The 15,259-nt window shown below is 48.9% G+C and carries 12 protein-coding genes; 2 read left to right on the top strand and 10 right to left on the bottom strand.

From position 1 onward, the window contains the following. Window positions 1-87: 87 nt before the first annotated feature. From NQ510_RS04170 to NQ510_RS04155, 4 genes are all read right to left on the bottom strand, one after another. Entirely contained in the window at window positions 88-843 is a 756-nt protein-coding gene (locus NQ510_RS04170; RefSeq protein ID WP_005830925.1) for a succinate dehydrogenase/fumarate reductase iron-sulfur subunit, read from the bottom strand. Window positions 844-876: 33 nt separating this feature from the next. Continuing rightward, window positions 877-2,823 (bottom strand): fumarate reductase/succinate dehydrogenase flavoprotein subunit, encoded by a 1,947-nt coding sequence (locus NQ510_RS04165; protein ID WP_005830924.1) that lies wholly within the window; start codon window positions 2,821-2,823, stop codon window positions 877-879. A 36-nt stretch (window positions 2,824-2,859) separates the two neighbouring features. Beyond that, window positions 2,860-3,558 (bottom strand): succinate dehydrogenase/fumarate reductase cytochrome b subunit, encoded by a 699-nt coding sequence (locus tag NQ510_RS04160; RefSeq protein ID WP_005830923.1) that lies wholly within the window; start codon window positions 3,556-3,558, stop codon window positions 2,860-2,862. A gap of 162 nt (window positions 3,559-3,720) precedes the next feature. Next, on the bottom strand, window positions 3,721-4,623 hold the full coding sequence (locus NQ510_RS04155) for a helix-turn-helix domain-containing protein (RefSeq protein ID WP_005834304.1): 903 nt from the start codon (window positions 4,621-4,623) through the stop codon (window positions 3,721-3,723). A gap of 105 nt (window positions 4,624-4,728) precedes the next feature. Between NQ510_RS04155 and NQ510_RS04150 the strand changes: the two genes are divergently transcribed. Continuing rightward, window positions 4,729-5,331: a phosphatase PAP2 family protein gene (locus NQ510_RS04150; RefSeq protein ID WP_005830921.1), complete on the top strand. Its 603-nt coding sequence runs from the start codon at window positions 4,729-4,731 to the stop codon at window positions 5,329-5,331. 82 nt (window positions 5,332-5,413) lie between these two features. On the opposite strand, the gene NQ510_RS04145 is transcribed toward NQ510_RS04150, so the two are convergent. The 5 genes from NQ510_RS04145 to NQ510_RS04125 all read right to left on the bottom strand — a co-directional run bounded on the left by NQ510_RS04145 (window position 5,414) and on the right by NQ510_RS04125 (window position 11,854). After that, entirely contained in the window at window positions 5,414-7,027 is a 1,614-nt protein-coding gene (locus NQ510_RS04145) for a S41 family peptidase (RefSeq protein ID WP_034526010.1), read from the bottom strand. Between the two features lie 52 nt (window positions 7,028-7,079). Then, a complete protein-coding gene (gene coaD / locus NQ510_RS04140; RefSeq protein ID WP_005830918.1) occupies window positions 7,080-7,538 on the bottom strand; it encodes a pantetheine-phosphate adenylyltransferase in 459 nt (152 codons plus the stop codon). Further along, window positions 7,535-9,469, bottom strand: coding sequence for a DNA topoisomerase IV subunit B (locus NQ510_RS04135; protein WP_005830915.1), 1,935 nt, complete (start codon window positions 9,467-9,469; stop codon window positions 7,535-7,537). Before NQ510_RS04135 ends, coaD begins: the two co-directional genes overlap by 4 nt. 117 nt (window positions 9,470-9,586) lie before the next feature. After that, complete coding sequence (locus tag NQ510_RS04130; RefSeq protein WP_005830912.1) at window positions 9,587-10,723, bottom strand: hypothetical protein; 1,137 nt, start codon at window positions 10,721-10,723, stop codon at window positions 9,587-9,589. Between the two features lie 150 nt (window positions 10,724-10,873). Further along, window positions 10,874-11,854 carry a calcium/sodium antiporter gene (locus NQ510_RS04125; protein WP_050756856.1) on the bottom strand — a complete coding sequence of 327 codons (981 nt, stop codon included), beginning with the start codon at window positions 11,852-11,854 and terminating at the stop codon, window positions 10,874-10,876. A gap of 168 nt (window positions 11,855-12,022) precedes the next feature. On the opposite strand from NQ510_RS04125, the gene NQ510_RS04120 reads away from it, so the two are divergent. Next, window positions 12,023-13,828, top strand: coding sequence for a mechanosensitive ion channel family protein (locus tag NQ510_RS04120; RefSeq protein ID WP_005830910.1), 1,806 nt, complete (start codon window positions 12,023-12,025; stop codon window positions 13,826-13,828). A gap of 9 nt (window positions 13,829-13,837) precedes the next feature. Here NQ510_RS04120 and NQ510_RS04115 read toward each other — a convergent pair whose 3' ends face one another. Further along, window positions 13,838-15,130: a WD40-like domain containing protein gene (locus NQ510_RS04115; RefSeq protein WP_005830909.1), complete on the bottom strand. Its 1,293-nt coding sequence runs from the start codon at window positions 15,128-15,130 to the stop codon at window positions 13,838-13,840. Between the last annotated feature and the right edge of the window lie 129 nt (window positions 15,131-15,259).

Genomic DNA, 15,259 nt, shown 5'->3' with positions numbered 1-15,259 from the left:
AAATATAGTGAAAGCTGAGTGATAAATCTGAGCTTGCTCAAAAGGTTTATCCGAAGCGCATCCTATATTATTTGCAGAAAGACCGGATTAGTCTTTCAGTTTCGCAATGATAAAGTCGCGGTTCAGGCGAGCAATGTTGCTGATGGAAACATTCTTCGGGCATTCAGCTTCGCACGCACGAGTGTTTGTACAGTTACCGAAACCGAGTTCGTCCATCTTGCTCAACATAGCCTTGGCACGGCGCAATGCTTCCGGTTTGCCTTGGGGCAACAGGTTCAGCTGGCTCACCTTGGCAGAAACGAACAGCATAGCAGAACCGTTCTTACAAGCAGCCACACAAGCACCACAACCGATACAGCTGGCAGCATCCATAGCCTCGTCAGCGATGGGCTTCGGAATCAGGATAGCGTTGGCATCCTGGGGAGCACCGGTACGTACGCTGACGTAGCCGCCTGCCTGCATAATCTTGTCGTAGGCCGTACGGTCGACCATCAAGTCCTTGATAACCGGGAAACCGGCAGAGCGCCACGGTTCAACAGTGATGGTATCGCCGTCGTTGAAACGACGCATATAAATCTGGCAAGTCGTAGCGCCGGTTGCAGGACCGTGGGGATGTCCGTTGATGTAGAGCGAACACATACCGCAGATACCTTCGCGGCAGTCGTGGTCGAATACAACCGGTTCTTTACCTTCAGAAATCAGCTGTTCGTTCAAGATATCCAGCATTTCGAGGAATGAAGTATCGCCCGGGATATCTTTCATTTGGTATGTTTCAAAAGCGCCTTTTGCTTTCGGACCCTTCTGGCGCCATACCTTGAGCGTAAATGATATATTTTTATCCATTTTCTTTAATTCTTTAAATGTTCAACTTCCCGATTAGCTCTTGTAGTTACGAGTCTGTACCTTGATTGCTTCGTAAACCAGCGGCTCTTTCAGCAATACCGGTTCCTTTTCGTCAGAACCCTGATATTCCCAGCAAGCCACGTAGAAGTAGTTTTCATCGTCACGCTTGGCTTCGCCTTCTTCAGTCTGATATTCTTCACGGAAGTGACCGCCGCAGCTTTCGTTACGGTTCAGTGCATCGTAAGCAACCAGCTCGCCCATAGTGATGAAGTCGTACAGACGGATAGCCTTGTCGAGTTCTACATTCATACCTTCCTTGTCGCCCGGGATGAACAGTTCTTTCTCGAACTCCTTGCGGACTTCTTTCAGCTTCTTCAGACCTTCCTTCAAGCCTTCGGCCGTACGTCCCATACCTACATATTCCCACATAATGTGGCCCAGTTCCTTGTGGATAGAGTCTACAGACTTCTTACCCTTGATGTTCATCATCCAGTCAATCTTCTCCTGAACGGCCTTTTCTGCAGCTGCAAATTCGGGCAGGTCGGTAGAGAAACGGGGAACTGTAATCTGGTCGGCCAGATAGTTCTGGATAGTGTAAGGCAATACGAAGTAACCATCGGCCAGACCTTGCATCAGGGCGGAAGCACCGAGGCGGTTTGCACCGTGGTCGGAGAAGTTACATTCACCGATGGCGAACAGTCCCTTGATGGAGGTCATCAGTTCGTAGTCAACCCAGATACCACCCATGGTATAGTGGATAGCCGGATAAATCATCATCGGGTTTTCGTATGGGCTGACATCAGTGATTTCTTCATACATATCGAAGAGGTTGCCGTAACGTTGTGCAACGACATCTTTACCCAGACGGTTGATAGCTTCGGAGAAGTCAAGGAATACGGCAAGACCGGTGTTGTTCACGCCGAAGCCCTTGTCGCAGCGTTCTTTGGCAGCGCGGCTGGCAACGTCACGCGGAACGAGGTTACCGAATGCCGGATAACGGCGTTCCAGGTAGTAGTCGCGGTCTTCCTCGGGAATATCTTTTCCTTGCAGTGTACCTTCCTGCAGTTTCTTGGCATCTTCCAGCTTCTTCGGAACCCAGATACGACCATCGTTACGCAGAGATTCGGACATCAAAGTCAGCTTAGACTGCTTGTCGCCGTGAACCGGGATACAAGTGGGGTGAATCTGTACGTAAGCAGGGTTGGCAAACCAGGCACCTTTACGGTAGCAAGCCATTGCTGCAGAGCAGTTACATGCCATTGCATTGGTAGAAAGGAAGTAGGCATTGCCGTAACCACCGGTAGCGATTACCACAGCGTGGGCGGCAAAACGTTCCAATTTACCGGTAACGAGGTTCTTTGCAATGATACCGCGGGCACGTCCGTCAATGAGGACAACGTCTTCCATTTCGTAGCGGGTATACAGTTTCACAGTGCCTACGTTCACCTGGCGGCTCAATGCAGAGTATGCACCCAGCAACAGCTGCTGTCCGGTCTGACCCTTGGCATAGAAAGTACGGGATACCTGAGCACCACCGAAAGAACGGTTGTCCAGTGTACCGCCGTATTCGCGGGCGAAAGGAACACCTTGTGCAACGCATTGGTCGATAATATTGTTGGATACTTCAGCCAGACGGTAAACGTTAGCTTCGCGGGCACGGTAGTCGCCACCCTTTACTGTATCGTAGAACAGACGGTATACAGAGTCACCGTCGTTTTGGTAATTCTTAGCAGCATTGATACCACCTTGTGCAGCGATGGAGTGTGCACGGCGCGGAGAGTCCTGGATGCAGAAGTTGAATACTCTGAAACCCATTTCGCCCAGAGAGGCGGCAGCACTGGCACCGGCAAGTCCGGTTCCTACTACGATGATGTCCAGACGACGCTTGTTGGCAGGGTTCACTAATTTTTGGTGAGCTTTATAATTGGTCCATTTCTCAGCCACCGGTCCTTCCGGTATTTTAGAATCTATCTTAGTCATAATGCAATTTACAATTTAGTCATTTACAATTTGAATTTAGCAAGCGCCGCACAATGATTTTGCAAAGAATACGACAACTACCAGAGCGAAGCAGAGGACAACGATAGTAGAATAGATGTTGGAGATACATTTCCAACGGTTAATCCATACTTTGTTGTTCCAGCCCAAAGACTGCATGGAGCTCCAGAAACCGTGAGTGAGGTGGAACCACAATGCGCCCAGCCAAACGAGGTAAAGCACTACGAATACCGGATTGCTGAAGGTGTTTTGAATGTGATAGACACCGTTGGCTGCATATGCCAGCGTGAGGGTGTCGGCATGCATGCCCATGTTGTGCATCAACTCGGGAAGCTGCATTTTAGCCCAGAAGTTTACCAGGTGCAGGCCCAAACCCACGATTACGATGATACCCAGTACGAGCATGTTCTGAGAAGCCCATTCCACAGTCTTGGGCTTTTCCGTAACGGCATAACGTTCGCTACCACGTGCCTTACGGTTCTGCATAGTCAGCCAGAAAGCGTAGATGATGTGGATGATGAATAAGGCAGCCAGACCTACCGTAGCCACCAATGCGTACCAGTTTGCTCCCAGGAACTCACAAACCATGTTGTAGCCATTAGCCGAGACTAATGCAACCAGGTTCATCGCCATGTGAAATGTCAGAAACAGGACAAGGGCGATACCGGTAACGCTCATCACCACTTTCCTTCCTACAGATGAATTACTTAACCACATAAATGATTGAATTTAAGTTATTTAATAGTTTGAAAATTTGTTCTATCAGGATACTTCTGTAAATGTTTCGCAAAAATAGGAGAAATCCAGCGATAAAGCAAGCGATTAAAGAAATAATTCCGTAATCCGGCAGAATGCGAAGTTTACGGACAAGTAAAAGGTTTACTCGTCCTCCTGGTCTTTGCCTTGCTCTTTGCAGATAATGGAAATCTTTTCTCCGTTTGCTGAACGTTTTCTCAGGGCGCGGGGCGTGTCTCCGAAAGAGTCTTTGCAGAAGTGGGCAAAGTGGGATAGGGAATCAAAGCCATAGCGGGCGCTGATGACTGAAATGCGTTGTTTGGTGTATTGCAGGTCGTTCAGAATTCCTTCACGTTTCTTGTCCAGAATCCATTCATAGACCGGGACCCCATACATATTTTTAAACAGACGGCGGAATGTGGTGGTGGTATATCCACCGAGGTGGGCAAACTCTTCCACATTCTTCACCTTGTCGTAGTTCTGCATGACGAAATATTGGAAGCTTTCCGTATAAGTGCTGATGGGGTAGAAGAATGTACTGATTTGGTGTAGCGGATAGTAGCATGTCAATATGTATACCAATTCCTGGCATTTCATTTCAATGTATTTGCTGCACGCATAGGGTTGCTCGTTGAGGTAGCAGGCAAGGCTTTTCAGGAGCCCTTCGAGCATGGAAATCGCGGTAAGCGGGGTATAAGTCAAGGGGGCTTCCGAGCGTTTCAGTATCTCCTTGTAGCGCTCTTCGCAAATCAGAGGAAGCTCGGTGAACCAATAGACAATATATTCCACTTCGGTCAAAGCCAGGAGTTCTACTTTGGAGCCGATGGCTTGCAAGATGAGCTGGCGGCTTTGGAGAGTGGTGCCCGGATATTCGTCACTGTTTACAAGTAATTCACCTTTCAGCATAAATATCATGCAGTTCTGTGTGCACTTTTCAGCAGAGAAATGTTGTCCCTTGGGGTAGTGGCGGTAAACCAATACTCCTTCTGATTTTTGGGGACATACCATACAATCAATCTGTCGGTTGCAGCAAGTTTCCAGTCTCATGAAATGATTAGCGAATTATTATAAATGTGGCAACAAAGATAGAATTTTTTTGTGAAAACTCTATCTATTTGTCCTATCTTTGCGTCAAACTAATATAAAGGACTTATGAAAAAGGCTATTTTTTTTGTATATTTTATCTGCCTTGTTGTATCCGGTCTTTCGGCACAGAATTGGGATATTAACACTTTGCATCGGGTTAACAGTTGGGATGGCAAGTTTGTCCGTAACTATAATAAGATAATTTCACGTTCGGAGCCCTATGTTGCTGTCGGTGTTCCGGTGGCGATGGCGGTTGCCGCTTGGATAAAACATGATAAGGGTTTGCTGAAAGATGCGGTCTACGTAGGTACAAGTGTAGCGGGGGCTTTTGTTGTGACTTATGGAATGAAATATCTGGTGGACCGTGAGCGTCCTTATGATAAATATCCCGACAGAGTGCATGCATATAGCCATGAAGGCAGCCCGTCTTTTCCTTCCGGACATACGGCGACGGCTTTTGCCCTTGCCACCTCGCTCAGTGTAAAGTATCCTAAATGGTATGTGATAGCTCCGTCTGCCCTGTGGGCTTGTTCCGTGGGAGTTTCCCGTATGAACGAGGGAGTGCATTATCCGTCAGATGTGTTGGCGGGGGCTGCAATCGGTGCTGGATGTGCTGTGGTCAACATCTACGTCAACAAGTGGCTGAATAAGTGGCTGTTCGGAGAATGATTTTAGGCGCGAATTACGCGGAATACGCGGAGTTAGATAAACTAAATCCGCATAATCCGCGCCTAAGTTTGTTTCAAGTCGGCTATTGGATAATAGTGCTGTAGATGCCTTCGTTCAGCACTTTTAGAGCTTGCTGCACGCTCTGGTTCGTGCTGTTCATCACTTGGAAGTATTCGTTCATGTCCCATAGGTCACGGGCTATCAAGGCTTTAAGTTGTGTCTTGATGAGCGGTAGGGATTGGTTGTACTGTTTCTCGTCAAACTTGATTTTCTCTTTGTCGGCAAGCGTACGTATTTCGGCAAGGAAGTTATCGTCTATCTCGAACTTCTCGTTGAAGGCTTCGAATTTCTTGTATTTGTTCTGCAACTCCTTCCGGTGCTTCTCGATGTAGCCGGTAGTGGCTTTGATAACCACGCCTTTGGCTACGAGGTTGCGGTGATAGTCTGTGTACTGGGTAGTGTCGATGGGGACGAAGAAGTCGGGCATGATACCTCCACCTCCGTAAACGGTACGTCCCATACGCTTGGTCTGTGCTTTCAGGGAGTCGGCAAAATGGATACTGTCCGCATGAATCATTTCTCCATGATTGAAGCGGTCTATCAGTTCCTGGTTATACTTATCCTGACTGTTCTCGCCGGTTAGGCGGCTGTCGAGGTTGGCGGTGCTGTCGTAAGGCTTCTGGATACAACGGCCCGAAGGAGTATAGTAGCGGGCGATAGTGAGGCGAATCATGGAACCGTCCGGCAGGTCGATAGGACGCTGTACTAATCCCTTGCCGAAGGTGCGGCGTCCTACTACCACGCCTCTGTCCCAGTCCTGGATGGCTCCGGTCACGATTTCACTGGCAGAAGCGGAGTACTCGTCCACCAATATGATGAGACGGCCGTTCTTGAAGTTGCCCGTACCTTTGGCAAAGAAATCACTGCGGCGTGCGGCCCTTCCTTCGGTGTAGACGATGAGTTCTTTTTGCTTCAGAAATTCGTTGGCAAGGTCGATGGCGGCATTCAGATACCCTCCTCCATTTCCTTGCAGGTCGAGGATGAGGTCTTTCATTCCTTTCTTTTGCAGGCTTTTCAGGGCTTCTGCAAACTCTTCGGCGGTGGTTGCCCCGAAGCGGTTGATACGGATATAGCCGGTTTTGGGTTGTATCATGTAAGATGCGTCCAGGCTGAGGATGGGAATTTTGTCACGCTTCACGGTGAAGTACAGCTGGTCGTCCACGCCACGGCGCACGATGGTGAGTTTCACTTCCGAGTCTTTCGGTCCGCGCAGGCGGCTCATAATATCTTCCGTGCTCATTTTTACTCCGGCAATGGCGCTGTCATTGACGGCTACGATACGGTCGCCGGCAAGGATGCCCACCTTCTCGGAAGGTCCGTTGCTCACGGGTTGTATCACAAGCAGGGTATCTTCTATCATCTGAAACTGTACGCCGATGCCCTCGAAATTGCCTTGCAACGGCTCGTTCATCTTCTTCACTTCTTCGGCGTTGTTGTAGGTGGAGTGCGGGTCGAGTTGTGCCAGCATCTTGATGATGGCTTCTTCCACCAGCTTGTCTTCATCCACCTTGTCCACATAAAGGTTGGTGATGGCAAACTCTGCCATTTGCAGTTTGCGCAGGGCTTCATTGTTCGGCTTTTGCGCTTGTGCCGTCACCGCGCATATACATATTATAATAGTAAATAGTTTTTTCATCATTTCCATTTTAATCCCTAATCCTTTATCCTTAATCCCTAATCCTTTATCCTTAATCCCTAATCTCCATTCCCTCCGGTATGAACATGCTTATGTCCTTGCCGTATTGCAGCAGTTCGCGCACGGTGGTGGAACTGACGCAGGTAAGTTCCGGCTCGGTGAAGAGCAGGATGGTTTCTATGCCGGTCAGTTTGCGGTTGATGTCGGCAATGGTTTCCTCGTATTCGAAATCCTTCACGGTGCGTATGCCGCGTATTATCAGACTGGCATCTACCTGCCGGGCAAAGTCGATAGTCAGGCAGTCATAGGACTGCACAATGATGCGCGGCTCGTTCCGGTAGTAGTCTCGTATCATTTGTTCGCGCTTTTCCAAGGGGAAATACGTATTCTTATTTTCATTGATGCCGATGCCTATGACGATTTCGTCTATAAAAGTCAGTGCACGGCTCACTACCGAAGAGTGTCCGATAGTAAACGGGTCGAATGTTCCCGGAAAGATAGCTCTTCTCATGATGCCAAATCTTCTTCTATAACCAAGTTGTTGATAATAAAGTTTTGTCGTTCCATGGTATTCTTACCCATGTAGAATTCCAGCAGCTCTTTTACGAGGTCTGTCTTGCGCAGGGACACTTGTTCCAGACGCATATCCTTGCCGATAAAATGCTTGAACTCGTCGGGCGAGATTTCTCCCAGACCTTTGAATCGGGTGATTTCGGGGTTGGGACCCAGTTCTTCAATGGCTTTCACACGTTCCTCCTCTGTATAGCAATAACTTGTCTTCTTTTTGTTGCGCACGCGGAAGAGAGGGGTTTGCAGGATATATACATGCCCTTTCTTTATCAGGTCGGGGAAGAACTGCAGGAAGAAGGTGATGATGAGCAGGCGGATGTGCATGCCGTCCACATCGGCATCGGTAGCTACGATGACTTTGTTGTAGCGCAGTGTCTCTATGCCGTCTTCTATATTCAAGGCTGCTTGAAGCAAGTTGAATTCTTCGTTTTCATAAACTACTTTCTTGGTGAGTCCGTAGGAATTTAGCGGTTTACCACGCAGGCTGAATACTGCTTGGGTATTCACGTCGCGGCTCTTGGTGATGGAACCGCTGGCGGAGTCTCCCTCGGTAATGAAGATGCAGGATTCGGTTTCCTGGTCTTTGCCTTTACCGTCACTCAAGTGGTAGCGGCAGTCGCGCAGCTTGCGGTTGTGCAGGTTGGCTTTCTTAGCGCGTTCGCGTGCCAGCTTGGTGACGCCGGCAATGGCTTTGCGCTCTTTCTCGGAGTCTTGTATCTTTTGCAGCATCACTTCGGCCACAAGCGGGTTCTTGTGGAGGTAGTTGTCCACTTCCGTCTTGATGAAGTCTCCTACGTATTTGTTCACCGTGGGGCCGGCGGGCTTGTGTTCCTGCGGCGCGGCAGGCCACATGTTGTTGCTGCCCAGTTTCGTTTTGGTCTGGCTCTCGAACATGGGTTCCTCCACGTCGATGGCAATGGCGGCTACCAGTCCGTTGCGGATGTCGGCATATTCCTGGTTCTTGTTGTAGAACTCCTTGATGGTACGGGCAATGTGTTCCTTCAAGGCAGTCTGGTGTGTGCCGCCTTGGGTGGTGTGTTGCCCGTTGACAAAGGAGTAGTACTCTTCGCCGTATTGGTTGGTGTGTGTGAAGGCAATCTCGATGTCCTCTCCTTTTAGGTGGATGATGTCGTAAAGGCCTTCGCTGGTCATGTTGTCTTTCAGCAAGTCCTCCAGCCCGTGGCGGGAAACGATGCGCTGGCCGTTGTAAATGAAGGTGAGGCCCGTATTCAGGTAGGTGTAGTTGCGCAACAGGGTTTCTACGAACTGGTTCTGGAAGGAATAGTTCAGGAAGAGTGTGGCGTCCGGTTCGAAGAAGATATAGGTTCCGCTTTCTTCTGTCGAGTCTTCGGTCACATCACTCAACAGCGTTCCTTTCTCGAAGATGGCGGTACGTACTTTGCCGTCGCGGTAACTGCGTACCTCGAAACGGCTACTCAGCGCATTGACCGCCTTGATGCCCACGCCGTTCAGTCCGACACTTTTCTTGAAAGCCTTTGAATCATATTTACCCCCGGTATTCAGTTTGCTGACCGCCTCTACCAGTTTGCCTTGCGGAATGCCTCGTCCATAGTCGCGTACGCTGACACGCAGACTGTCTTCTATAGTCACTTCTATACGCTTTCCGGCACCCATCTTGAACTCGTCGATGCTGTTGTCCATCACTTCTTTCAGCAACACATAGATGCCGTCATCGTTCTGTGAGCCGTCGCCCAGACGGCCTATGTACATACCGGAACGGACACGGATATGCTCCATGTCGTCCAGGTGGCGGATGTTGTCGTCGGTATATTCCACGCTGGAAACGGGGCTCTCTGTGATATTGTTGTCTGCTTCTTCCAGCGGCAGGGTCATATTGTTGTTATCTTCCATAAGTACGTTATTCCTTCATATTGCGCATTGCGACAAAGGTAATGAGAAATTCGGGGGTTCGCAAAAAAATAATGTCTTTTATGGACTTCTGACAAGCTTATATTCTGGATTTAGAACTTATTTTATTCCTTTCACAAAGCATCTTCTCCGTTTATGCTGTTCCGTCTTGAAGTACTCCCACTGCGCTTGCACCTTGCCGTTCAGCTCCAGCTCCGGATTACTCTCGGCATACTCGAAACCAAGTTGCTGATAGACGGGGATAAGGTCGGAGAACAACAATGCATTTACCCCCTTGTTCTGATACTCCGGTTTCACGGCAACCAGCAGCAAATCGAGCATCTTGGGATATTTCTTCAAGAAGATGGTCTTGGCCAGGTGATACCAACCCATAGGAAGCAGGCGCCCGTGGGCTTTTTGCAACGCTTCGGCGAGTGACGGCATGGAAATGCCTACGGCAAGCAGCTGGTCATCGGCATCGGTAATCAATGTCACCATGCGTAGGTCGAGGATGGGCAGGTACATCTTGACGTATTGGTCAATCTGCCGTTGGCTCAGTGCAGAATAGCCATAGAGTGGCTGATAGGCTTCGTTCATCAGTTCGAAGATGGCCTGACCGTAGTCTTGGGCAATCTTCTTGGCAGATGTGTATTTCTTTACCTTGAGGTTATACTTGCGCTGGATGAGGTCGGAGATGCGCTTGTGCTTGTCGGGTATGGCGTCGGGAATGTAGATTTTGTACTCCACCCAATCGGCATCCTTCTCAAAGCCCATGCGTTCCAGATGTTGCGGATAGTAGGGATAGTTATAAATGGTGGCCATGGTGCTGAGCTGGTCGAATCCTTCGATGAGCATACCTTCGGCATCGAAATCTGTGAATCCCAGCGGGCCTTGTATATGTGTCATTCCCCGTTCTTTTCCCCATTCTTCCACGGTGCGAATCAGGGCATCGGAGACTTCCGCATCATCGATGAAGTCTATCCAGCCGAAGCGGACTTCCTTTTTGTTCCAGGTTTGGTTTGCCTTGTGGTTGATGATGGCAGCTACACGTCCTACGATTTTACCTTCCCGATAAGCCAGGAAATAGTCGGCTTCACAAAATTCGAATGCAGCGTTTTTCTTCTTGTTGAAGGTGTTGAGCATGTCATCGAAAAGGTCGGGGACGGAATAAGGGTTGTTTTTGTATAGCAGGTAGTTGAAACGGATAAAGCGCTCCAGTTCCCGTCTTGTGGTTACTTTCTTGATTGTAATTGCCATAGTTGTTCAATATTGAGACCACAAAGGTAATGCAAACTGAGAGCAGAACAAAATAAGCTTGCTTATTTTTTATGCCGAGGTACAGCTTGCCTTATTTAAAAATACGTGATAATCTTTAAAATACCGCGTAGGGTGTTTGTAAATTTGCTGTTAGAGGTTGTATATCAGTACCGCTGTGTAGGCAATGTAGCAGAGAATCAGAATGCTTCCTTCCACCCGGGTGATGATGCGTTTCCCGAAAAAGATACCGAACAGCCAAAGCAGGATGCTGGACCCTACGAGTACCCACAAATCGAAATTGGTGATGCCCGTCAGACGCAGTGGAGTGATGGAGGCCGAACAACCCAGTACGAAGAATATATTGAAGAGATTACTTCCGATGACGTTTCCGATGGCTATTTCGGGGTTTTTCTTCAAGGCGGCTACGATGGAGGTGGCGAGTTCGGGTAATGAAGTGCCGCCTGCTACGAGCGTGAGACCGATGATGGATTCGCTGACACCCAATCCGCGGGCTATGCCGCTGGCACCGTCTACAAAGAAATTACCTCCGATGATGAGGCCGGCAAGTCCGCCGAGAATGTATAGGGCGGATTTCCACGCGGGTAACAGCCTGATTTCGTCTTCTTCCTGTAAGTGCTCCTTTTCCGGTTCCTTCATACTTCCATCCCTTTTTGCAATGGCAAAAGTATAACTCAGAAAAATGGTAAAGAAGCATAGCAGCAATAGGCCGTCGGTGATGCTGAGTATGTTCTCCCCACTGCTGTCCAGTAAGACGTCGTTGGCACAAATCAGCAGGGCGAAGGATGAAAGGATGCAAAGGGGTATTTCGCGTTTCAGTGTGTTACGGGTAATGGCTATCGGGGCAAAAAGGGCCGTACAACCCACAATCATCAGGGTATTGAACGTATTGCTTCCCACCACATTGCCGATGGCAATGTCTGCACTGCCTTTTAGGGCAGAGGATATGCTGACGGTGAGTTCCGGTGCGGAAGTACCGAAGGCGACAATGGTAAGCCCGATGACGATGGACGGTATATGGAAACGTTTGGCAACGGATGCGGCACCGTCTGTCAAGCCATTGGCACCCAGAAGAATGAGGAGCAGTCCTCCGACAAGAAACAATATATCCATAGGTATGTCAATTTTGAGTACAAAGATAATGCAAACCGGATACAGAACTTTCATGTTTGCATGAAAAAGTTATGTTGATTAGGATAGGAAGTTAAAAACATTCCGTATGTTTGAAGCATTTATTGGGTATATTTGCATAATTAAAGAATCAAATCAAGAAGTTTATATATGAAGGTTATCCGTGCTTTCTGTCTTTGTTGGCTGTTGATGCTGGCAGACGGAGTGTCAGCTCAGTTGGTAGATAAAGTGCTCAGTGTTTTAGGTGAGGATAGTGTGGGGAGTGTCACAGTGGCAAGGACTGACTCCGATTCGATTCAGTTGTCGCTTGTCCGGCAGGAGTTGGAAACAGCCCGGCTGAATGAGGCGAACCTGCGGATGGAAATGGAGCAGATGAAGTTGGCGGGCTATGCGGCCGATTCGGTGAAGCTGGCATTGCAGAAACAACGCATTGATTCGTTGCGGACGGTGACACCGGGTATTCCGGTGGTGGTGGAGAAGGACACTTTGTTCTATCTGTATGCCAAGCGTGGAGGGCATACGCCCCAACAGCGAGCCAAAGATGTAAGCAACGTCATCGAAGCATTGGGCACGCGTTTCAATCTGCGTCCGGACTCTGTTTATTTAGAGAGTACGGATATTGTTACAGACTTGATGTATGGCGAAAAGGTCATCATTTCCTTTACCGATCAGGATGCTTTGTGGGAAAACTGTACCCGCGACCAGCTGGCCGCCAGCAAGAGGCATGTCGTGGTGGACAAACTGAAAGCCATGCAGAAGGAGCATAGCTTGTGGCAGTTGGGTAAGCGTATCTTGTACTTTATCCTGGTGCTTGTGGGACAGTTCTTCTTGTTCAAGTTTACCAACTGGCTGTTCAGAAAACTCAAACTACGCATTCAGAAGCTGAAGGATACCAAGCTGAAACCGATCTCTATTCAGGATTATGAATTGCTGGATACGCAGAAGCAGGTCAACCTGCTGGTGTTTGTTGCCAACCTGGTGCGTTATGTAGTCATGCTGTTGCAGTTGCTGCTGACGGTTCCGTTATTATTCTCCATTTTCCCTCAGACCAAGAGCTTGGCTTATACATTATTCTCCTACATCTGGAATCCTATAAAGGTCATCTTGAATGGAATAGCCGACTATATACCCAATCTGTTCACTATCTTTGTGATATGCTATGCGGTGAAGTATCTGGTCAGACTGGTGCGTTATCTTGCCAATGAGGTGCAGGCTGAACGGCTGAAGATAAACGGCTTCTATCCGGATTGGGCCATTCCTACCTATCATATTGTGCGCTTCTTGCTTTATGCGTTTATGATTGCCATGATTTACCCTTATCTGCCGGGTTCCAAGTCGGGAGTCTTCCAGGGAATCTCCGTGTTTGTCGGCTTGATTGTTTCGCTCGGTTCCAGTACGGTTATCGGCAATATCATTGCAGGACTGGTCATAACCTACATGCGGCCTTTCAAGCTGGGTGACCGCATCAAGCTGAACGATACTACGGGCAACATCATTGAGAAAACACCGCTCGTCACCCGCATCCGTACTCCGAAGAATGAGGTGGTGACCATTCCGAACTCTTTCATCATGTCTTCCCATACGGTCAATTACAGCCAGTCTGCCCGTGAGTATGGATTGATTATCCATTCGGAGGTCAGTATTGGCTACGATGTTCCGTGGCGGAAGACACATCAGCTGTTGATAGAGGCTGCATTGAATACTCCTGGAGTGATAGATGATCCCCGTCCGTTTGTATTGGAGACTTCCCTTCAGGATTATTATCCGGTTTATCAAGTGAATGCCTATATCAGGGATGCCAACAGCCTTAGCCAGATTTACTCTGATTTGCATCAGAATATCCAGGATGCCTTCAACGAAGCAGGCATCGAAATCATGTCTCCTCACTACATAGCTACGCGTGACGGCAGTGAGACGACCATACCCAAGGATGACTTACGGGAGAAAAAGCAGTAAGGGAGCCGGTTATCGTGCCAGTAAAATCTCTGCAAACGGTACGTAGAACATAAACATCCTCCATTCCTTTGTCTGGAAATCATAAGTTTCGATGAAGTCGCCTTCACGATAGCCTGCAAACTGCACGTAGAGTTTCCTTGTCTGCCCGTCCTTGGAGTAGTACATGGCAGCGGAGCGTACGGCGTTGGGGTAGGTGGCGAAAGGCTCTTTCAAGTTTCCGGCAGTAGTATCCCATAAGCAGAATTGCGTATCTCCACCATTGGCACGGGAAACGATATAGCCTCCTTTGCATTGCAGGCTGTTTGGGTTTTCGGGGGATGGTTCCATAATCCGGAAAGGTATCAAGGCTTCGGCTTTGATGGGGTCGTAGCAGTGCATCTTTTCTTTGGCGATGTCTATCACGACGGGCGAGAAGGTGTCGTCGCCGTTGTTGGCCGAGAGCAGCATGTGGACGTCGGCTATCACGCCCGGATAGCGTGAGAGGGATTCGGGCTTCAGTCCATCCGGTAATGGTATTTCGGGAGTATGTATCGGTGGCATATTCAACCGGGTATATACCGGATAAGAGATGCTACAGTAGGTGAGGAGCTTATCTCCGGCCATTTCCAGGGAAACAGTGTTGTTGAAGTCCGAGCAGATGGTAATTGCGTTACGTTCTACCGGGTTACACCAATAGTGCATGCAGAGGTCGTATCCGTCGATGAAACTACTGCCGTCTTTCTCCCGTATCCCGCAGAGGATGTTGGTGCCGGGGATGTTGGCGGCAAGGTGGAAATCTTCGTCGTCATGGAACTGGATTACTTCCGATATTTCTTGTGTTACCAGGTCGATACGGGTGATGCCGCGGGGAACGGTCGGTGTGTAAATGGCGTGGGAGTTGGTGATACCGTAGAGATATGGTTCTTCGGGGGATTGTCCGTCGGCTACCGAAATCTGGCCGAGAGGCTGAAGCTGTCCTGCCCGTTCCAGGAACATTTCTACCCGTGAGGCGGGCCAGTGTCCGGGGGCAAGGAAAGTAATGCTGTTGGTGGTTTGCTCCGTGGTAACGGCGCGTGTGTAGCGTGAATACCCTTCGGGAAAGAGAGGATTGTCGGCTATCGGCCAGTAGATGTCCAATATGATTTGGTCGCCGCTCTGCAAGCCGTCGGCTTTGACGGTCACGGCATCACCGGGATTGAAGGTCTTTCCGGCATCGGATATGGTGATATTGGTCACAAAAGCGGGTTGTTTCTCTTTGTCGTCATCACTGCAAGCGGCAAGTAGCAGGCTGATTAGTAGCAGGAAGTGTATCTTCTTCATCATAGTTATGTATTGACAAATGCAAATATAGGGCTTTTTCTTGTATTCCTGCGGATAGGCTTTGTTTTTGTCGTATGAGATGGAAAAATCCTCCTACGAAACATGGTCTTTTGCTTCGTGGGAGGAAAGTGG

Source organism: Bacteroides uniformis (assembly GCF_025147485.1).
GTDB lineage: Bacteria > Bacteroidota > Bacteroidia > Bacteroidales > Bacteroidaceae > Bacteroides > Bacteroides uniformis.
Note: the sequence above shows the minus strand (reverse complement) of the source record. Positions and strands in the feature narration are given on the sequence as shown.